The organism is Klebsiella sp. Shm-1 (assembly GCF_040804525.1).
GTDB classification, from domain to species: domain Bacteria; phylum Pseudomonadota; class Gammaproteobacteria; order Enterobacterales; family Enterobacteriaceae; genus Klebsiella; species Klebsiella pneumoniae.
Map to the genome: position 1 here is coordinate 3,916,060 of NZ_CP161823.1, position 18,164 is coordinate 3,934,223.

Annotated in this window: 15 protein-coding genes; 7 read left to right on the plus strand and 8 right to left on the minus strand. The window is 58.2% G+C overall.

Annotated features, from left to right (window positions below):
- Positions 1 to 100: 100 nt before the first annotated feature.
- Both fetB and fetA read right to left on the minus strand, forming a co-directional pair.
- Positions 101 to 883: an iron export ABC transporter permease subunit FetB gene (fetB, locus tag AB1E37_RS19260; protein WP_004177223.1), complete on the minus strand. Its 783-nt coding sequence runs from the start codon at positions 881 to 883 to the stop codon at positions 101 to 103.
- On the minus strand, positions 870 to 1,547 hold the full coding sequence (gene fetA / locus AB1E37_RS19265; protein WP_016530372.1) for an iron ABC transporter ATP-binding protein FetA: 678 nt from the start codon (positions 1,545 to 1,547) through the stop codon (positions 870 to 872). The genes fetB and fetA overlap by 14 nt, the downstream gene beginning before the upstream one ends.
- A gap of 140 nt (positions 1,548 to 1,687) precedes the next feature.
- Here fetA and AB1E37_RS19270 point away from each other — a divergent pair, with 140 nt between their 5' ends.
- Both AB1E37_RS19270 and AB1E37_RS19275 read left to right on the plus strand, forming a co-directional pair.
- On the plus strand, positions 1,688 to 2,605 hold the full coding sequence (locus AB1E37_RS19270; protein ID WP_002892258.1) for an SPFH domain-containing protein: 918 nt from the start codon (positions 1,688 to 1,690) through the stop codon (positions 2,603 to 2,605).
- Positions 2,602 to 3,060 carry an NfeD family protein gene (locus AB1E37_RS19275; protein WP_004142979.1) on the plus strand — a complete coding sequence of 153 codons (459 nt, stop codon included), beginning with the start codon at positions 2,602 to 2,604 and terminating at the stop codon, positions 3,058 to 3,060. Before AB1E37_RS19270 ends, AB1E37_RS19275 begins: the two co-directional genes overlap by 4 nt.
- Here the strand turns inward: AB1E37_RS19275 and cueR are convergent.
- Positions 3,057 to 3,467, minus strand: a complete 411-nt coding sequence (cueR, locus tag AB1E37_RS19280) for a Cu(I)-responsive transcriptional regulator (RefSeq protein WP_032436955.1) — start codon at positions 3,465 to 3,467, stop codon at positions 3,057 to 3,059. The two genes, AB1E37_RS19275 and cueR, sit on opposite strands and share 4 nt — an antisense overlap.
- A 106-nt stretch (positions 3,468 to 3,573) precedes the next feature.
- Between cueR and copA the strand changes: the two genes are divergently transcribed.
- The 3 genes from copA (at position 3,574) to ybaK (ending at position 7,683) form a co-directional block, all read left to right on the plus strand.
- Positions 3,574 to 6,075: a copper-exporting P-type ATPase CopA gene (gene copA, locus AB1E37_RS19285; protein ID WP_004178775.1), complete on the plus strand. Its 2,502-nt coding sequence runs from the start codon at positions 3,574 to 3,576 to the stop codon at positions 6,073 to 6,075.
- A gap of 131 nt (positions 6,076 to 6,206) precedes the next feature.
- On the plus strand, positions 6,207 to 7,001 hold the full coding sequence (locus tag AB1E37_RS19290) for a TraB/GumN family protein (protein ID WP_004178774.1): 795 nt from the start codon (positions 6,207 to 6,209) through the stop codon (positions 6,999 to 7,001).
- Between the two features lie 202 nt (positions 7,002 to 7,203).
- Positions 7,204 to 7,683, plus strand: coding sequence for a Cys-tRNA(Pro)/Cys-tRNA(Cys) deacylase YbaK (ybaK, locus tag AB1E37_RS19295; protein WP_002892205.1), 480 nt, complete (start codon positions 7,204 to 7,206; stop codon positions 7,681 to 7,683).
- A 105-nt stretch (positions 7,684 to 7,788) separates the two neighbouring features.
- Here ybaK and ushA read toward each other — a convergent pair whose 3' ends face one another.
- Positions 7,789 to 9,441 (minus strand): bifunctional UDP-sugar hydrolase/5'-nucleotidase UshA, encoded by a 1,653-nt coding sequence (gene ushA, locus AB1E37_RS19300; protein ID WP_032436954.1) that lies wholly within the window; start codon positions 9,439 to 9,441, stop codon positions 7,789 to 7,791.
- Positions 9,442 to 9,710: 269 nt separating this feature from the next.
- Between ushA and AB1E37_RS19305 the strand changes: the two genes are divergently transcribed.
- Both AB1E37_RS19305 and ybaL read left to right on the plus strand, forming a co-directional pair.
- Positions 9,711 to 10,931, plus strand: coding sequence for an MFS transporter (locus AB1E37_RS19305; RefSeq protein WP_004147385.1), 1,221 nt, complete (start codon positions 9,711 to 9,713; stop codon positions 10,929 to 10,931).
- Positions 10,932 to 11,156: 225 nt separating this feature from the next.
- On the plus strand, positions 11,157 to 12,833 hold the full coding sequence (gene ybaL, locus AB1E37_RS19310; protein ID WP_002892195.1) for a YbaL family putative K(+) efflux transporter: 1,677 nt from the start codon (positions 11,157 to 11,159) through the stop codon (positions 12,831 to 12,833).
- Positions 12,834 to 12,868: 35 nt separating this feature from the next.
- Here the strand turns inward: ybaL and AB1E37_RS19315 are convergent, their stop codons facing one another.
- The 4 genes from AB1E37_RS19315 to htpG all read right to left on the minus strand — a co-directional run bounded on the left by AB1E37_RS19315 (position 12,869) and on the right by htpG (position 18,069).
- A complete protein-coding gene (locus AB1E37_RS19315) occupies positions 12,869 to 14,173 on the minus strand; it encodes an inosine/guanosine kinase (protein WP_002892192.1) in 1,305 nt (434 codons plus the stop codon).
- A 63-nt stretch (positions 14,174 to 14,236) separates the two neighbouring features.
- Positions 14,237 to 15,199 carry a ferrochelatase gene (gene hemH, locus AB1E37_RS19320; RefSeq protein ID WP_002892189.1) on the minus strand — a complete coding sequence of 321 codons (963 nt, stop codon included), beginning with the start codon at positions 15,197 to 15,199 and terminating at the stop codon, positions 14,237 to 14,239.
- Between the two features lie 128 nt (positions 15,200 to 15,327).
- A complete protein-coding gene (gene adk / locus AB1E37_RS19325) occupies positions 15,328 to 15,972 on the minus strand; it encodes an adenylate kinase (protein ID WP_002892184.1) in 645 nt (214 codons plus the stop codon).
- 222 nt (positions 15,973 to 16,194) lie between these two features.
- Positions 16,195 to 18,069 carry a molecular chaperone HtpG gene (gene htpG / locus AB1E37_RS19330; protein WP_004177228.1) on the minus strand — a complete coding sequence of 625 codons (1,875 nt, stop codon included), beginning with the start codon at positions 18,067 to 18,069 and terminating at the stop codon, positions 16,195 to 16,197.
- Positions 18,070 to 18,164: the final 95 nt, after the last annotated feature.

The following is an 18,164-nucleotide window of genomic DNA, read 5'->3' on the forward strand; positions in this document are numbered from 1 at the left end:
CCTTCCCCGGATAGCGCTGCGCTTATCCGGGCTACGCGAACTATGCGGAACGTAGCCTAAGTAGCCCGGGTAAGGCGTGAACGCCGCAACCCGGGATCGTTCACGGGCGCTTTTTCAGCTGCGTCACCACCAGCTGATGGCGGGCGTTGAAGAACTTCCGGTAGGTCAGATAGCCGGCGATAATCGTCGACAGGCTGGCGGTCGACAGCAGCATAAAGGTCACCATGATCTGGTACTTAATCGCCTTCACCGGGTCAATACCGGCAAAAATCAGCCCCGACATCATCCCAGGCAAGCTCACCAGACCGACCGTTTTCGCCGAATCGACGGTGGGAATCAATGACGCGCGAATGCTCTCGCGAATCAGCCGCGCTGAGGCCATCTTCGGCGTCGCGCCGAGGCTCAGTTTCTCCTGAATCTGCTGCTGCTCGCTGCTGAAGCGCTGGCCCATATTGTTGTAGCACAGCCCTACCGCCACCATGGCGTTCCCGGCCACCATCCCGGCAATCGGGATCACCTGCATCGGCACGAAGGCGATCGAGCCAGAAAACACCAGTACCGCCAGCGTTAGTCCAGCGCCAGTAGTGATGGCGATAAACGACGAGATAAAAGCTTTGTCGATATATTTACTGCGCTTCTTCGCATTCCACGCCGCGTTAAAGCAGATAAACAGCACCATCAACAGCGTCAGAACCGCATGATTGACGTTAAAGATATATTTCAGCACATAGCCGACGATTATCAGCTGCACGATCGCCCGGCAAATACTCCAGATAATATCTTTTTCCAGCGCCAGCTTTTCCCGATAGCTGACCAGAATAGCGATCAGCACCAGCACCATCGACAGCGCCAGCGATTCGTTCGTAATGTTATGCCCGTTCATGCTGTACCTCCTGCATATTTCCGCCGGCAGGTTGCAGCGTAATCACTTCATCGGCATGCGAAATTTCATTGCGATCGTGGGTGACCCACAGAACAGCGACCTGTTTTTCCGTTGCGTAGCCATGAATAATGTCATTCACATTCTGTTTATTACTTTCATCCAGCGCGCTGGTAATTTCGTCCAGCAGCAGCACGCGCGGCAGAAATTGTAGATTGCGGATCAGCGATACGCGCTGCTTTTCCCCGCCGGAGAGTTCATTAATGGATTTTTCCAGCATATTTTCGTCAAGGCCAAAGCGCTGCAGGTCGGCCAGCAGCGCCTGCGGATCCGGTTGTTTATTGCGGATCTGCCACGGAAAAATCAGATTATCGTAAACCGAATCACCGAACAGGGCCGGCGTCTGCGCGCAGTAAGAGACCTGTTGGCGATACCTTTCCGGCGACAGCGTCGCGACATCCGCATCGTCGAAGAACAGGCGCCCGGAGGTTGGGCTGAGAAGCGAGGCGATAATCTTCAGCAAGGTACTTTTCCCGCAGCCGGAAGGGCCGGTAATCAACTTGAATTCTCCGGCGCGAAGCTGAAAATTGATATTGTGTAAAATAACGGCGTCGTCGGTCTTAAACCCCACACCGTCGAGACGCAAAAGCGCGTTATTTTCCTTCATGAGTCTTCCTGATTATTTTCTGAAACACCGCTAGTTTACCGCACTTTCCTTTCTCCAGGATGAGGAGAAAGATATACTCAGTTTAAACATGCGCTATTTCCTTGTAGCGCCCCGCCAGGCAACAAGACAGGAGGTTTTTGATGCTAATTTTTATTCCTATCCTTATTTTCGTCGCGCTGGTTATTGTGGCCGCGGCGGTGAAAATTGTCCCGCAGGGCTACCAGTGGACGGTGGAGCGCTTCGGGCGTTTTACCCAGACGCTGCAGCCGGGATTAAGCTTAGTCGTGCCGTTTATGGACCGTATCGGCCGCAAAGTGAACATGATGGAGCAGGTGCTCGATATCCCCTCGCAGGAGGTTATCTCCCGGGATAACGCCAACGTCACCATCGACGCGGTCTGCTTTATTCAGGTGATCGACGCGCCAAAGGCCGCCTACGAGGTCAGCAATCTTGAGCAGGCGATCGTCAACCTGACGATGACCAACATCCGTACCGTGCTCGGCTCAATGGAGCTGGACGAAATGCTCTCCCAGCGCGACAGCATTAACACCCGCCTGCTGCATATCGTTGACGACGCCACCAACCCGTGGGGGGTGAAAATCACCCGCGTCGAAATTCGCGACGTTCGCCCGCCGGCGGAGCTTATCGCCTCGATGAACGCCCAGATGAAAGCCGAACGTACCAAACGCGCGTACATCCTTGAGGCCGAAGGGGTGCGACAGGCGGAAATTCTGAAAGCGGAAGGGGAAAAGCAGTCGCAGATCCTCAAGGCCGAGGGCGAACGGCAGTCCGCGTTCCTGCAGGCGGAGGCTCGCGAACGGTCCGCCGAAGCGGAAGCCCGCGCCACCCAAATGGTCTCCTCGGCGATCGCCTCGGGCGATATTCAGGCGATCAACTACTTCGTGGCGCAGAAATACACCGATGCGCTGCAGCAGATTGGCGCCGCTAACAACAGCAAAGTGGTATTGATGCCGCTGGATGCCAGCAGCCTGATGGGATCGATCGCCGGGATCAGCGAGCTGATCAAAGAAGGCGCTGGCGATCGGAAAAAATCATGATCGGCATGATCCTCGCACACCCCCATCTGTTCTGGCTAAGCCTCGGCGGGCTGCTGCTGGCGGCCGAGATGCTGGGCGGCAGCGGATACCTGCTGTGGAGCGGCGTCGCCGGCGTGGTGACCGGCGCCCTGACCTGGCTCCTGCCGCTGAGCTGGGAATGGCAAGGCACGCTGTTTGCCGTTCTCACCCTGCTGGCGGCGTGGCTGTGGTCGAAATGGCTGCGCAAGCGCGTCAAAACGCAGCGCCCGGCCGATGCCCAGCTCAACCAGCGCGGGCAGCAACTGGTGGGCCGCCGCCTGACGCTGGATGCCCCGCTGGTGAACGGCCGCGGCCACGTCCGCGTGGGCGACAGCTCCTGGCCGGTGATTGCCGATGAAGACTTCGCGGCGGGCAGCAAGGTTGAAGTGATTGCCGTAGAAGGGATTACGCTACGAATCAGACCCGCCGTCCGTTAAGCCTGCGCCTTGCGATGGCAGCAGCCGGAAAGATTATCGATAATCGGGCACTCCGCGCTGTCGTCGCCGGGGCAGGATTCGGCCAGCGCCAGCAGGTGCGTGCGCATATTTTGCAGCTCGCGGATATGGTTCTCGATATCCGCCACTTTCTCCAGCGTGCGTTTTTTCACATCGGCGCTGTGCCGCGACGGGTCGTTGAACAAGGCCACCAGTTCGCGGCACTCTTCCAGGTTAAACCCCACCTGCCGCGCCTGGCGCAGCAGCGTCAGCTCATCGAGATGCTGCTGACTATAGGTGCGGTAGCCGTTTTCGCTCCGCAACGGCGGCGTCACCAGCCCCTTCTCTTCATAAAAACGAATCGCTTTGCTGGTTAAGCCGGTTTTTTTCGCCACATCGCTGATATTCATTTTTTCTCCTTGACCTTCCCCTTGCTGGAAGGTTTAACCTTCTTAATACTCGATGAAAGAGTGGTTCTGGTCAATCGTTGACCGGAAAATTATTCAGGAGTTATTTATGTCTAACACTATCGACCTGACGCTGGATGGCCTCTCCTGCGGCCACTGCGTCAAACGCGTGAAAGAGAGTCTGGAGCAGCGTCCTGACGTTGAGCAAGCGGAAGTCACCCTCACTGAAGCCCATGTGACGGGCAGCGCCAGCGCGCAAGCGCTGATTGATACCGTTAAACAAGCCGGATACGGCGCGGAGCTCAGCCACCCAAAGGCTAAACCGCTGGCAGAATCATCAATCCCGTCGGAAGCACTGACAGCGGCCACTCCTGAGCTTCCGGCAGCCCATGACGAAGATGACAGTCAACAGCTGCTGATCAACGGCATGAGCTGCGCCAGCTGCGTCTCCCGGGTACAAAACGCGCTTGCCGCGGTGCCGGGCGTCTCACAGGCGCGGGTTAACCTGGCGGAACGCACGGCGCTGGTGATGGGCAGTGCGTCCGCCGCAGAATTAGTGCAGGCGGTGGAGAAAGCCGGCTATGGCGCGGAGGCGATCGAAGACGATCTGCAACGCCGCGAACGTCAGCAGGAAACCGCCCTCGCGACGATGAAACGTTTTCGCTGGCAGGCGATTGTCGCCCTGCTGGTCGGCGTGCCGGTGATGGTCTGGGGCATGATCGGCGATAACATGATGGTCAGCGACGACAACCGTTCGCTGTGGCTGGTTATCGGCCTTGTCACCCTCGCCGTCATGGTCTTCGCCGGCGGCCACTTCTACCGCAGCGCGTGGAAAAGCCTGAAAAACGGCACCGCCACCATGGACACGCTGGTGGCGCTCGGCACCGGCGTCGCCTGGCTGTACTCGATGAGCGTCAACCTGTGGCCGCAGTGGTTCCCGATGGAAGCCCGCCATCTCTATTACGAAGCCAGCGCGATGATTATCGGCCTGATTAACCTCGGCCATATGCTGGAGGCCCGCGCGCGTCAGCGCTCCTCGAAAGCGCTGGAAAAACTGCTCGACCTGACGCCGCCTTCGGCGCGGGTCGTCACGCCCGAGGGCGAGAAAGATCTGCCGCTCGCGGAAGTTCAGGCCGGCATGACCCTGCGCCTGACTACCGGCGACCGCGTCCCGGTCGACGGCATGATAAGCCAGGGCGAAGCCTGGTTTGATGAAGCGATGCTCACCGGCGAACCGGTGCCGCAGCAAAAAGGCGATGGCGATGCTATTCACGCCGGGACCGTGGTGCAGGATGGCAGCGTGCTGTTTACCGCCAGCGCCGTCGGCAGCCAGACCACGCTGGCAAGAATTATCCGCATGGTGCGCCAGGCGCAGAGCAGCAAACCGGAGATCGGCCAGCTGGCGGATAAAATCTCCGCCGTATTTGTTCCGGCGGTGGTCGTCATTGCGCTGATCAGCGCTGCGATCTGGTACTTCTTCGGCCCGGCGCCGCAGATCGTCTATACCCTGGTCATTGCCACCACGGTACTGATTATCGCCTGTCCGTGCGCCTTAGGCCTGGCGACGCCGATGTCGATTATCTCCGGCGTTGGCCGGGCGGCGGAGTATGGCGTGCTGGTCCGCGATGCCGATGCGCTGCAGCGCGCCAGTGAACTCGACACCCTTGTGTTCGATAAAACCGGCACCCTGACCGAAGGCAAGCCGCAGGTGGTGGCGGTGAAAACTTTCGCTGGCGTTGATGAGCATACCGCGCTGCGTCTTGCCGCCGCGCTGGAGCAGGGCTCAAGCCATCCGCTGGCGCGAGCGATCCTTGATAAAGCTGCCGACGGCCCATTGCCGGAAGTCAGCGGCTTCCGCACCCTGCGCGGCCTTGGCGTCAGCGGCGAGGCGGAAGGTCATCGTCTGCTGCTCGGTAACCAGGCGCTGCTCAACGAGCAGCATATCAATACCGCCGAGGTGGAAAGCGAGATGACAGCCCAGGCCTCACGCGGCGCCACGCCGGTACTGCTGGCGGTGGATGGTCAGGCCGCCGCGCTGTTCGCCATCCGCGACCCGCTGCGCGAAGACAGCGTCGACGCCCTGGCGCGTTTGCATCGGCAGGGCTACCGGCTGGTGATGCTTACCGGGGATAACCCCACCACCGCGAAGGCTATCGCCAAAGAAGCCGGCATTGATGAAGTGATCGCCGGCGTGCTACCGGACGGTAAAGCCGATGCCATTAAGCGTCTGCAGAGCCAGGGGCACAAAGTGGCGATGGTTGGCGATGGGATTAACGACGCCCCGGCGCTGGCCCAGGCGGATGTCGGGATCGCCATGGGCGGCGGCAGCGATGTCGCTATTGAAACTGCGGCGATCACCCTGATGCGCCATAGTCTTCACGGCGTGGCCGATGCGCTGGCGATTTCGAAAGCAACGTTACGCAATATGAAGCAGAACCTGCTGGGCGCGTTTGTCTACAACTCGCTGGGTATCCCGATTGCCGCCGGGATCCTCTGGCCGCTGACCGGCACCCTGCTCAACCCGGTGGTCGCCGGCGCGGCGATGGCGCTGTCGTCGATCACCGTGGTGAGTAACGCCAACCGCTTGCTGCGCTTTAAACCAAAAGAGTAAACGCCGTCAGATGAAACGGGCGCCGACGTTGTTCGGCGCCCGTTTTTTTGCCGGGACAAGAAAAGCCCGCCGGAAGGGTGACGTGTATCACCATATGCGCTAGCATGAAGTCCTCACACTTCGGAGCGCGTATGGGCCTGTTAAACCGGATAAAAATGCTGTGGCGAGCCGCCGTCGGCTCGTCTTATTCCTGGCCTGCGATGGATATCGTCCTGCCCGGCGAACGCTATTTGCACCTCGTCGGCAGTATCCATATGGGCACCCGCGACATGGCGCCGCCGCCGGCGAAGCTTCTGAAAAAAATACGCCAGGCCGATGCGTTAATCGTCGAGGCCGATATCAGCGGCAATGAAACACCGTTTAGCGATCTCCCCACTTACCCACCGCTGGCGGAACGCCTGAGCGATGCGCAGCTGAGCGAGCTAGAGGCGCGAACCGGCGAGCTGGGCCTGTCGGTCGGGCTGTTCGACAGCCAGCCGCTGTGGCAGGTGGCGATGGTCCTGCAGGCCACCCAGGCGCAGAAGCTGGGGCTGCGACCAGATTACGGCATCGATTATCAGTTGCTGATGGCCGCCCGCGAGAGCAACATAGCGGTGATGGAGCTGGAAGGCGCCGACAGCCAAATCGCGCTGCTGCGCGATCTGCCCGACGGGGGGATGGCGCTGCTGGAGGATACGCTGACCCACTGGCGCACCAACGCCCGTTTACTGCAGGTCATGATCGGCTGGTGGCTGGAGCAACCGCCGTCGCGCGGCGCGGTATCGCTGCCGACGACCTTTAGCCAGTCTTTATATGATGTGCTGATGCACCAGCGCAACCTCGCCTGGCGCGAGACGCTGCTGGCCTTGCCGCCGGGGCGCTACGTGGTTGCCGTCGGCGCGCTGCACCTGTATGGCGAAGGGAATCTGCCGGATATGCTGACATAAAAAAAATGGCCAATATTGCTATTGGCCCGTCAAAGAGGAATTTCATCATTATTATTATCCCGGGATTTGCATCCCGGATCGTCTGATTGTCGCTCAAAGTGACCATCACTGCCAACACTATTGCGCAAGATGGTACTATTTTTTAGACAACCTGCGGGCGTATTCTGACGTCACGCAAAACCGGTTGGTAAGAAGGATAGCTATGACTCCCGCCGTTAAATTACTCGAAAAAAACAAAATTTCCTTTCAGATCCACAGTTACGATCACGATCCCAATGAGACCAACTTCGGAGATGAAGTGGTGCGCAAGCTCGGCCTCAATGCCGACCAGGTTTACAAGACCTTGCTGGTCGCCGTGAACGGCGATATGAAGCATCTGGCGGTGGCCGTCACTCCGGTCGCCGGGCAGCTGGATTTGAAGAAAGTGGCGAAAGCGCTGGGCGCTAAGAAAGTCGACATGGCCGACCCGATGGTGGCGCAGCGTATCACCGGCTATCTGGTGGGCGGCATCAGTCCGCTGGGGCAGAAGAAGCGCCTGCCGACGGTGATTGACGCCCCGGCGCAGGAATTTGCCACCATCTATATTTCCGGCGGCAAACGCGGGCTGGATATTGAGCTGGCGGCGAGCGATCTGGCGCAGCTTCTCGATGCGAAGTTCGCCGATATCGCCCGCCGCGATTGATAAAACGATCCCGGATAGCGGCGCACGCGCCTTATCCGGGATACCCAACTTGTAGCCCCGGTAAGCGTAGCGCCACCGGGGAAATAGCCAACCTGAAGCCCAGGCTTACTGCCAGCTCACCTCGCCTTTCGGCTCATAGGTGGCGGCATCCAGCGGCGAGTTCTTCTCGATATACTCTTTCAGCACTTCGGCATCGATAAAGCCGGTATTCACATACCCGGGTTTATCGGCGATGTTCGGATAGCCATCGCCGCCGGTGGCGTTAAAGCTCAGCGTCGCCATCCGATAGGTCTTCGCCGGATCCACCGGTTCGCCTTTGATTTTCAGATCGTTCAGCTTACCGTCTTTGGCCACGAAACTGACGTTGGCAAACTGCGGATAAGCGCCGGAATCCGGCTTCATCTGCGCGACGGCGGTCAGGTAATCCACTACCTCCTTGCCGTTCATATCGACATAGGTCAGCACATTGCCGAACGGCTGGACCTTCATCACATCTTTGTAGGTGATATCCCCCGCCTCAATGGAGTCGCGGATCCCGCCGCCGCTCATCACCGCGAAATCCGCGTTGCTGCGCGCCATTTGCGCCGCCAGCAGCAGGTGGCCCATATTGGTCTGCACAAAGCGCACTTTACTGCGGTCGCCCTCCAGATGACCATTCACGCTGCCGATTTTGACCTGCAGCTGCGCCTTGCCTTTGTTCTGGAACGGCGTCAGCAGCGACATCATCTGCGGGTTCTCGGCGATCTGCGGCGTATACAGCACCCGCTCGCTTTGGCCGTTATCGTAAGTCACTTTTTTCTTCAGGTTGACCGGGATCAGCTGATAGTGCACCAGCTTCATCTCGCCGTTGCGGAACTCAAAATCGGCGCGGCCGACGTATTTGCCCCACTCATGCGCCTGGACGATCCAGATGCCGTTCTGACGATCCGGAGCGCACGGGGTGCCTGGCACATAATCGACCTGCTTTTTATTTTCCGCCGCCATGCATACCGGATCCTGCGAATGACCGCCGACGATCATCGCCAGCGATCCCGCAGGTAAACTCCGCGCCATTTCAACGTCGCCCGGCGCGTTAGAGCCGTGGTTGCCATTGTCGTAATGGCCCATATGGGTGGTGGCCAGGATCACGTCCGGCTTTTCATTCTGCTGCAGCTCCTGGATAACCAGCTTCGCCTCTTCCGCCGGTTTGCGGAATTCGATATCGGTGAAATATTCCGGATTGCCAATCTTGGCCGTATCGTCGGTGGTTAAGCCAATCACCGCGATTTTCAGCCCACCGCGCTTAAACAACGCCCAGGGTTTGAACAGCCGTTCGCCGGTGCTTTTCTGATAAATATTGGCCGACAGGAACGGGAACTTAGCCCACTTTTCCTGCTGGCGCAGTACGCTCAGCGGATTATCGAATTCATGGTTTCCCACCGCCATCGCGTCGTAGCCGATCAGGTTCATGCCGCGAAAATCGGGCTCTGCATCCTGTAAATCAGACTCCGGTACGCCGGTATTAATATCGCCGCCGGATAACAGCAGGACGCTTCCCCCTTCCGCCGCCACCTCTTTACGGATGCCATCGACCAGCGTTTTCTGCGCCGCCAGGCCATATTCGCCGTAGTCATTGCGCCAGAAATGGCCGTGGTGATCGTTGGTGTGCAGGATGGTAATTTTATAGGTTTTATCCTGCTCATAGGCCTGTGCCGACAGGCTGCCCAGCGATAAAGCGGCGAATAGCGCCAGCGCTACGCTGTGTTTGAAATAATGCATGCTTCACTCCCTGACTTAATCCCAAGTGCCGAAAGTATAGCGAGTTAGTCGCGTTGACAAATATGTTTTCAGAATTGCGACTTCCTTCAAACCTTATCAACAGGTATGTTAGTCGGATAATAATTCTACCTGCATCCTCTATACGCCTTCGCGTTGTATGGCATTGCGTCAGCCCGTTCGTCATATTTCCCATGCAGTAGCCGGGAAAATCAGGGCAGTCGCCATGGCGGACAAAAGACGAAAGCTATATAAAAAAGTGACGTGAACCTATGGCAATCAATCAGACCGCTCAACCCTTGTCCGGCCCCGCTGCGCCGCCGCAAAAAGCACGCACCTCGTTTGGCATCTTAGGCGCGATCAGCCTGTCCCATTTGCTTAACGATATGATCCAGTCGCTTATTCTCGCTATCTACCCGCTGCTGCAGGCGGAGTTCTCCCTTACCTTCGTGCAGATCGGCATGATCACCCTGACCTTCCAGCTCACCTCATCGCTATTCCAGCCGGTGATTGGCTACATCACCGATAAACGCTCAATGCCGTGGTCGCTGCCGGTGGGCATGTGCTTCACCCTCTGCGGTTTGATTCTCCTCGCGCTGGCCGGTAGCTTCGGCATGGTGCTGCTGGCCGCCGCGCTGGTAGGTACCGGCTCCTCGGTTTTCCATCCGGAATCGTCCCGCGTAGCGCGGATGGCCTCCGGCGGCCGTCACGGCCTGGCCCAGTCGCTGTTCCAGGTGGGCGGCAACTTCGGCAGCTCGCTTGGCCCATTGCTGGCGGCGGTGATCATCGCCCCGTACGGCAAAGGCAACGTCGCCTGGTTTGTGCTGGCCGCTCTGTTGGCTATTGTCGTGCTGTCGCAAATCAGCCGCTGGTATGCCGCGCAGCATCGAATGAATAAGGGCAAACCGAAACCGGCCATCGTTAATCCGCTGCCGCGCAAGAAGGTCATTCTGGCGGTAGGCATTCTGCTGATGCTGATTTTCTCGAAATATTTCTATATGGCGAGCATTAGCAGCTATTACACCTTTTATCTGATGCATAAATTCGGCTTAACGGTGCAAAACGCCCAGCTTCATCTGTTTGCCTTCCTGTTCGCAGTGGCTGCCGGGACGGTGATTGGCGGGCCTGTTGGCGATAAAATTGGGCGTAAGTATGTGATTTGGGGTTCTATCCTCGGCGTAGCGCCTTTCACCCTTGTTTTACCCTACGCCAGCCTTGAATGGACGGGGATTTTAACGGTGATCATTGGTTTTATCCTCGCCTCGGCCTTTTCCGCTATTCTGGTCTATGCGCAGGAACTGCTGCCGGGACGCATCGGCATGGTTTCTGGCCTGTTTTTCGGCTTCGCCTTTGGCATGGGCGGCCTTGGCGCCGCGGTGTTAGGCCTGCTGGCGGACCATACCAGCATCGATCTGGTTTATAAAATCTGCGCCTTCCTGCCGCTGCTGGGATTCCTGACGATATTCCTTCCTGATAACCGGCAAAAAGCCTGATTATTCGGCGGCCAAAGTGCAACCCTGGCCGCCGTTAACCCTTGTGTCATCAGCCTGTTCCACGATTTCCCCCCGCCATTTTCCCTTCTGTGCCTTTTCATCGGCTAATTGCATTTTTTTGCACAACTCAAGAATTATTCATAAACAAAGTGAACGTTTTTGTCATAAACTATTACCCGGACAGGGTAGCAAAATGGACCGATACACCACTGGAAAGGAGACGGAATGCACCACGCAACACCGCTTATCACCACCATTGTCGGCGGCCTCGTGCTCGCCTTTATTCTCGGCATGATTGCCAATAAGCTACGTATTTCTCCTCTGGTGGGATATCTCTTAGCGGGCGTGCTGGCCGGACCTTTCACCCCTGGCTTTGTTGCTGACACCAAACTGGCTCCGGAACTGGCGGAACTTGGCGTCATTCTGCTGATGTTCGGCGTCGGGCTGCATTTCTCACTTAAAGACCTGATGGCGGTAAAATCGATCGCCATCCCCGGGGCTATCGCCCAGATAGCCGTGGCGACGCTGCTGGGTATGGCGCTCTCCGCCGCCCTCGGCTGGTCGCTGATGACCGGCATCGTCTTTGGCCTGTGCCTCTCCACCGCCAGTACCGTAGTGCTGCTGCGCGCGCTGGAGGAACGACAACTGATAGACAGCCAGCGCGGGCAAATCGCCATCGGCTGGCTGATTGTGGAAGACCTGGTGATGGTCCTGACGCTGGTCCTGCTGCCGGCGATTGCCGGTATGGCGGAGAAAGGCAACGTCGGCTTCGCGTCCCTGGCCCTCGACCTCGGGATCACCATTGGCAAAGTGGTGGCCTTTATCGCCATTATGATGCTGGTCGGCCGCCGGCTGGTGCCGTGGATCATGTCGCGCAGCGCCGCCACCGGCTCACGCGAGCTGTTCACTCTGTCGGTGCTGGCCCTGGCGCTGGGCATCGCCTTCGGCGCCGTGGAGCTGTTTGATGTCTCTTTTGCCCTCGGCGCCTTCTTTGCCGGCATGGTGCTTAACGAATCCGAGCTCAGCCACCGCGCCGCCCATGACACCCTGCCGCTGCGCGACGCCTTCGCGGTGCTGTTCTTCGTCTCCGTCGGCATGCTGTTTGACCCGATGGTGCTGGTCCAACAGCCGCTGGCGGTGCTGGCGACGCTGGCGATTATTATCTTTGGTAAATCCGCAGCCGCCTTTTTCCTTGTGCGGATGTTTGGTCACTCGCCGCGCACCGCGCTGACCATCGCCGCCAGCCTGGCGCAGATTGGCGAGTTTGCCTTTATTCTCGCCGGCCTGGGAATGGCGCTTAACCTGCTGCCGCAGGCCGGACAAAATCTGGTGCTGGCCGGGGCGATCATCTCAATTATGCTCAACCCGGTGCTGTTTACCCTGCTGGAAAAATATCTCGATAAAACCGAAACCCTCGACGAGCAGACGCTGGAAGAGGTCCTGGAAGACGAGAAGCAGGTGCCGGTCGATATCTGCAACCACGCGCTGTTGGTCGGCTTCGGCCGCGTCGGCAGCCTGCTGGGCGAGAAGCTGATGGCCCAGGGGATCCCGCTGGTGGTGGTTGAAACCTCGCGCACCCGCGTGGATGAGCTACGCGAGCGCGGGATCAGCGCGGTGCTCGGCAATGCCGCCAATGAAGAGATCATGGAGCTGGCGCATCTCGATTGCGCCCGCTGGCTGCTGCTGACAATCCCTAACGGCTACGAGGCCGGAGAGATTGTCGCTTCCGCACGGGAAAAATGTCCGAATATCGAGATTATCGCCCGCGCCCATTATGATGACGAAGTGGACTACATTATCGATCGTGGAGCCAATCAGGTGGTGATGGGCGAACGGGAAATTGCCCGCGCCATGCTGCGGCTTCTGGAAACGCCACCGGCCGGCGAAGTGGTCACCGGCTGATGTACTGCCCTCTCCCCGCCGGGAGAGGGACGCGCTTACCGATCCCAGTACGCCTCTTCCAGGCTGTCCTCACGCTCCGGCAGGCCGCGGGTTAAACGCGGCGAGTGCTGGTTCAGCACCTGATAGCTCACGCGGTTGGCATATTTACACACCTGCGCCAGCGAGGAGTAGGTCAGCCATTTGCATTTGTGCTTGCTGGAGTTGGGTACGTTATTGCGGTGGTAGTTATTGGCGGTGATGTCATGCAGCAGCGCCGCCAGCGCGCCGTCGCCTGCGCCGTTGGTGTTCATGATCTTCTCCGGGCCGCCCATATAGGGAGCGATATGGGAATAAATGCGCAGCGGATTAACGCAATCCTGGTGACGCATCGCGCGGCTGAATTCAAACTGGTTAAACTCCGGGATCGCCCCCGGCAGCAGCGGATGCTGGGTTTTACGCTTCGCCTCTTCTTCGGTGAAGCCCGCCATATACAGGCCCGCCGGGCCGGCGGTGCACAGCACCAGGTCGACCCAGTCCAGCGCCTTATTCGCCGCTGACAGCGGATCGGCAAAGCCGGTCAGCGCTTCCCCTTCCTCTTCGTTCATTGCCAGAATAGAGACATGCTCCTGCAGGAACTCCTGCCACCACGCCGGGTTATCGGCAATCACGTATTTGGTTCCGAGGGTTAACACCACCGGCACATCGTGCTTTTTGGCATACTCAATAGCCTTCATCGTGGCGTCCGGCATCGGCTCGCCCGGCTTGCAGCGGACCAGGTAAGAGGTCAGCACCAGCGCCGAGGCGCCGGCGATCACCGCTTCCGGAATGCTTTCCGGACGCAGCTTGTTCATGTGGCCCGGGCTGATGGCGAAGGTGCGCTCGCCGCTGTCACCGATCAGGGTAAAGCAGCGGCCAATGGCGCCGTCGACGCCCTGCAGATAGTTCAGATCGGTGCGGCTGGAGGTATTGCACAGGTAACGATAGGCGTAGCCGCCGATTTCGATATTGCTGCACATCACGCCAAGCAGCACCGAGCGATCGTCCGCCAGCACCGAGTAGTTGTGCATGGTATTGCCGATGGTGCCGCCGGCAAACTGATGGGTAATGAGATTGTTGCGCACCAGCTCCTGGTACAGCGCCTCGGCGACGTCATCTTCAATCACCAGCGAATGGCCCGCGCTCAGGCCGTAGCGCACGATAAACGCCTCATCCACTTTCGCTTCGATATCCACCAGCGTCTGGTCGATACCGACCACCCAGGAGACGCTGGATTCATTCTCCGGCTGAATTTGCTGCAGCAGCGGATCGCGGGCGTTAACGGGAAAATAGTGTTTAGATTTGCGTTTACCGGGAAATTTCATAGTGGCGCTTAAATAACAGGGAACAAGCGGGAAATAGTAGCATATTCCCCGCCCTGCGCGCGATCAGCGATAAGGCGCCGTCAGATTGACCATCATCTCAATATGCGCTGCGTCCGCATTAAGCGCCGGAATATATTCATATTGCTTGCCGCCTGCTTCGAGGAATATTTCCCGGTTCTGGACGGCGATTTCTTCCAGCGTTTCGAGACAGTCGGCGGCAAACCCCGGGCACAGCACCTGAATATGCTTCGTCCCTTTCTCGCCGAGCATCTTTAGCGTTTCATCGGTGTACGGGGTCAGCCAGGGTTCCCGGCCAAAGCGCGACTGGAAAGTCATCATCACCCGCTCCGGCGGCAGCCCCAGCGCGGAAACCAGTTCCCGCGTCGTATCGCGACAGCGCTGAGGATAATCATCGCCCTGGTTGGCATAGCGCTGCGGGATCCCATGATAGGAGAGCAGCAGCAGATCCGGTTCCCCATGGACAGCGAAGGAAGCGCGCACGCTGGCCGCCAGCGCATGGATATAGTCCGGATGTTCGGCATAGTCGCGAATAAACGAGATACCCGGAATGGCGCGCTTTTTCGCCAGAATCCGCGCCAGTTCGTCCCAGACGGCGGCCACCGTCGAGCAGGAATATTGCGGATACAGCGGCAGCACCACGATGTGCTCCACCCCCTGCGCCAGTAAGTCATCCACCGCGCTGGCCAGTGACGGTGAACCATAGCTCATGCCCAGCGCCACCGGGGTATCCGGCAGCCTGGCAGCCAGCGCCTGCTGCTGGCGACGACTATACACCATCAGCGGCGATCCCTCTTCCATCCACACGGACTGATAGAGCTTCGCCACGCGCGGGGAGCGAATCGGCAGTATGACGCCGCGCAGCAGCGGCCACCATAGCAGACGAGACGTATCCACCACCCGTTTGTCGCTGAGGAATTGTCGCAGATAGCGCTTCACCGCCCCGGGGGTGGGCGCATCGGGAGTGCCTAAATTGGCCAGCAAGATACCTGTTTTCGTCTGATGCATTACCACCTCTTAACCATTTGAATCGCAGCCAATTGTAGCTGAAATGGCGCTAAACGGAACCAATCATAGCAAAAGGTAGAAATGAGAGGAGTTCTCATCCTGCCGCAGCAGGATGAGAAAAGGCTTTATCAGCCGAGGATTTTTTCCAGTTCGGCGCGCACGTCAGCTACCGCTTTGGTGCCGTCGACTTTGGCGTATTTGGTGTTGCCCGCCTGCGCTTCTTTGGTGTAGTAGCCGATCAGCGGCGCTGTCATCTGATGGTATTCTACCAGACGCTTACGCACGGTCTCTTCCTGATCGTCTTTACGAGTGGTCAGCTCTTCGCCGGTCACGTCGTCTTTGCCTTCCACCTTCGGCGGATTGAATTTGATGTGGTATACGCGACCGGATGCCGCGTGGACGCGACGGCCAACGATGCGGTCGACGATCAGTTCGTCCGGCACATCGAATTCCAGCACGTAATCAACGGTAATGCCCGCCTCTTTCATGGCGTCAGCCTGCGGAATGGTCCGCGGGAAGCCGTCCAGCAGGAAGCCGTTACGGCAATCTTCCTGGGCGATACGCTCTTTCACCAGCGCGATGACCAGCTCATCGGTCACCAGCTTGCCAGCGTCCATAATGTCTTTCGCTTGCTTACCGAGCTCAGAGCCGGATTTTACCGCCGCGCGCAGCATATCGCCGGTGGAGATTTGCGGAATACCGTATTTCTCCATGATGAACTGAGCCTGAGTTCCTTTACCCGCGCCCGGAGCGCCAAGCAGAATAATACGCATTACGAAAATCCCCTCAAAAGTCGATTCAATTTTTCAAAAACGCTAAACCATACCACCAGAACGGCGATGGCTCAAGGAAGGCGGTGCGGCTGAAACGGTTAATGGTGAGATATTTTATGCAATCCAATGTGAAATGCCCCGCCTGAGCACATCGCTCAGACGGGGCATTTATCCCGTTCCCGGCGTCGCGTCGCTCGGCCGGGCTACTCGTTCAGCTTCGTGTCAGGAAGCCAGCAGCTGGTTCATACGACGGATAAACTGGTTCGGATCTTCCAGCGTGCCGCGCTCGGCCAGCAGCGCCTGATCCAGCAGCAGTTCCACCCATTCGCCGAACTGCGCGTCATCCTGGGTATCGGCCGCGCGTTTCACCAGCTGATGCGCCGGGTTCAGTTCGAAGATGTATTTCACTTCCGGCGCCGCCTGGCCCGCTGCCGCGAACAGCTTCGCCATCTGAGTGCTCATCTCGTCGGCGTCGGTGGTGACAATCGCCGGGGTGTCGGTCAGACGATGGGTCAGACGCACCTCTTTCACCCGGTCGCCAAGCAGGTTTTTCACCCGCTCAACGAACGGCTCCAGCGCTTTTTCGGCTTCTTTGGTGGACTCGTCTACTTCATCCGCCAGCTTGTCCAGCGACTCGTCGGCTTTAGCGACAGACTGGAACGCTTTGCCGTCGAACTCGGTCAGGTAGCTCATCATCCACTCGTCGATGCGATCGGAGAGCAGCAGCACTTCGATCCCTTTCTTACGCAGCAGCTCGAGGTGCGGGCTGCTCTTCGCCGCCGCATAGCTGTCGGCTGTGATGTAGTAGATCTTCTCCTGACCTTCTTTCATGCGTGAGACATACTCTTCCAGCGATACGGTCTGCGCGGAGGAGTCGGTATGGGTGGTTGCGAAACGCAGCAGTTTGGCGATCGCTTCCTGGTTGCTCGGATCTTCCGCCGGGCCCTCTTTCAGCACCAGGCCGAACTGTTTCCAGAAGGTTTGGTATTTTTCAGCGTCGTCTTTCGCCAGCTTATCCAGCATCTGCAGCGCGCGTTTGGTCAGCGCGGTGCGCAGGTTGCGGGTCACGCTGCTGTCCTGCAGGATTTCACGGGAGACGTTCAGCGGCAGATCGTTGGAATCGATCAGGCCGCGCACGAAGCGCAGGTAGTTCGGCATAAACTGCTCGGCGTCGTCCATGATGAACACACGCTGGACGTACAGCTTCAGACCATGTTTATGATCGCGGTTCCACATATCCCACGGCGCCTGCGACGGGATATACAGCAGGCTGGTGTACTCCTGCTTACCTTCCACGCGGTTGTGGCTCCAGGTCAGTGGGTCGCTGTAGTCGTGAGCGATATGCTTATAAAACTCTTTGTATTCGTCGTCGTTAACTTCGGATTTGCTGCGGGTCCACAGGGCCTGCGCCTTGTTGATTTTTTCCCACGAAATCACGGTTTCGCCGTCTTTCTCTTCCCGTTTTTCAATCTCAACCGGCAGCGCGATATGGTCGGAATACTTGCTGATGATAGAGCGCACGCGCCAGTCGTTGAGGAAATCATCTTCGCCTTCGCGCAGATGCAGGGTGATTTCGGTGCCGCGATCGGCTTTGGTGATATCAGCTACGGTATATTCGCCTTCGCCGGCGGATTCCCAGAACACGCCGTTTTCCGGCTTGTCGCCCGCCGCACGGGTACGCACGGTCACTTTGTCCGCCACGATGAAGGCCGAATAGAAGCCGACGCCGAACTGACCGATCAGCTGGCTATCCTTCGCCTGGTCAGAACCCATCGATTCGAGGAACGCTTTGGTGCCGGATTTGGCGATGGTGCCGAGATGGTCGATAACCTCTTCCCGGTTCATACCGATACCGTTATCGGCGATGGTCAGGGTGCGGTTGTCTTTATCAAACGAAACCCGCACGCGCAGCTCGCCGTCTCCCTCATACAAATCCGGCTGCGACAGCGCGCGGAAACGCAGCTTATCGGCCGCATCAGAGGCGTTGGAAATCAGCTCACGCAGAAAGATTTCTTTGTTGGAATAGAGGGAATGGATCATCAGGTGCAGAAGCTGTTTTACTTCTGACTGAAAACCACGAGTTTCTTGTCCTTTCATCTGATTCAACCTCAACAATGCCATTTTAAATGGGTAAAAAACCGTTGAGTGGGAGATGGGGACAGCGGGGAAATTTTTCAAGCGGAGGCGGCGAA

Bases quoted from the DNA above. Each gene is read 5' to 3' on its own strand.
- fetB (WP_004177223.1), bottom strand. From the start codon at position 883: ATGAACGGGCATAACATTACGAACGAATCGCTGGCGCTGTCGATGGTG.
- AB1E37_RS19275 (WP_004142979.1), top strand. From the start codon at position 2,602: ATGATCGGCATGATCCTCGCACACCCCCATCTGTTCTGGCTAAGCCTC.
- htpG (WP_004177228.1), bottom strand. From the start codon at position 18,069: ATGAAAGGACAAGAAACTCGTGGTTTTCAGTCAGAAGTAAAACAGCTT.
- copA (WP_004178775.1), top strand. From the start codon at position 3,574: ATGTCTAACACTATCGACCTGACGCTGGATGGCCTCTCCTGCGGCCAC.
- hemH (WP_002892189.1), bottom strand. From the start codon at position 15,199: ATGCATCAGACGAAAACAGGTATCTTGCTGGCCAATTTAGGCACTCCC.
- AB1E37_RS19305 (WP_004147385.1), top strand. From the start codon at position 9,711: ATGGCAATCAATCAGACCGCTCAACCCTTGTCCGGCCCCGCTGCGCCG.
- fetA (WP_016530372.1), bottom strand. From the start codon at position 1,547: ATGAAGGAAAATAACGCGCTTTTGCGTCTCGACGGTGTGGGGTTTAAG.
- ybaK (WP_002892205.1), top strand. From the start codon at position 7,204: ATGACTCCCGCCGTTAAATTACTCGAAAAAAACAAAATTTCCTTTCAG.
- adk (WP_002892184.1), bottom strand. From the start codon at position 15,972: ATGCGTATTATTCTGCTTGGCGCTCCGGGCGCGGGTAAAGGAACTCAG.
- AB1E37_RS19270 (WP_002892258.1), top strand. From the start codon at position 1,688: ATGCTAATTTTTATTCCTATCCTTATTTTCGTCGCGCTGGTTATTGTG.
- ushA (WP_032436954.1), bottom strand. From the start codon at position 9,441: ATGCATTATTTCAAACACAGCGTAGCGCTGGCGCTATTCGCCGCTTTA.
- cueR (WP_032436955.1), bottom strand. From the start codon at position 3,467: ATGAATATCAGCGATGTGGCGAAAAAAACCGGCTTAACCAGCAAAGCG.
- AB1E37_RS19315 (WP_002892192.1), bottom strand. From the start codon at position 14,173: ATGAAATTTCCCGGTAAACGCAAATCTAAACACTATTTTCCCGTTAAC.
- ybaL (WP_002892195.1), top strand. From the start codon at position 11,157: ATGCACCACGCAACACCGCTTATCACCACCATTGTCGGCGGCCTCGTG.
- AB1E37_RS19290 (WP_004178774.1), top strand. From the start codon at position 6,207: ATGGGCCTGTTAAACCGGATAAAAATGCTGTGGCGAGCCGCCGTCGGC.